Raw genomic sequence first — 530 nt, 5'->3', positions numbered from 1 at the left:
CCCTGGCGAGTCGCCGATATCATCGATATCACCGACGTCGCGGAACGCCTCGGTGGATGCGGCGTGGTGTGACCAGGAGATCACACTGCGGTAGCCGCGACCACCTGAGCGCGTGTCCTGGTGGAAGCGGCGATCCAGGAGAGATCAGCGTGGTTAAGCTCGCGGCATGATCAACGGTGCGCATGTCATCCTCTACAGCCGCGATGCCGAAGCCGACCGGGCGTTCTTCCGGGACGTGCTCGGCTACCCGAACGTCGACGCGGGCGGCGGCTGGCTCATCTTCAAGCTGCCGCCCGCCGAGGTCGCCGTGCACCCGGGCGACACACAGGCGCACGAGTTGTACCTGATGTGCGACGACATCAAGGCCACGGTCGGTGAGCTCACGGCCGGGGGGATCGAGTTCATCAAGCCGGTCACCGACGCCGGGTGGGGACTGCTGACCGCGTTGCGGCTGCCCGGGGGTGGCGAGGTGGGCCTCTACCAGCCACGCCACCCGACCGCCTACGCCCTTTGACTCACAACCCCATTCC

At 67.0% G+C, this 530-nt stretch carries 1 protein-coding gene; it reads left to right on the top strand.

Translation table 11 applies throughout. From position 1 onward, the window contains the following. The first annotated feature begins 166 nt into the window (after positions 1-166). Positions 167-514 (top strand): VOC family protein, encoded by a 348-nt coding sequence (locus Aph01nite_RS41010; RefSeq protein ID WP_204046492.1) that lies wholly within the window; start codon positions 167-169, stop codon positions 512-514. The last annotated feature ends 16 nt before the right edge of the window (positions 515-530 follow it).

The organism is Acrocarpospora phusangensis, assembly GCF_016862995.1.
GTDB lineage: Bacteria > Actinomycetota > Actinomycetes > Streptosporangiales > Streptosporangiaceae > Acrocarpospora > Acrocarpospora phusangensis.
This window is presented reverse-complemented; position numbering and strand designations above follow the sequence as displayed.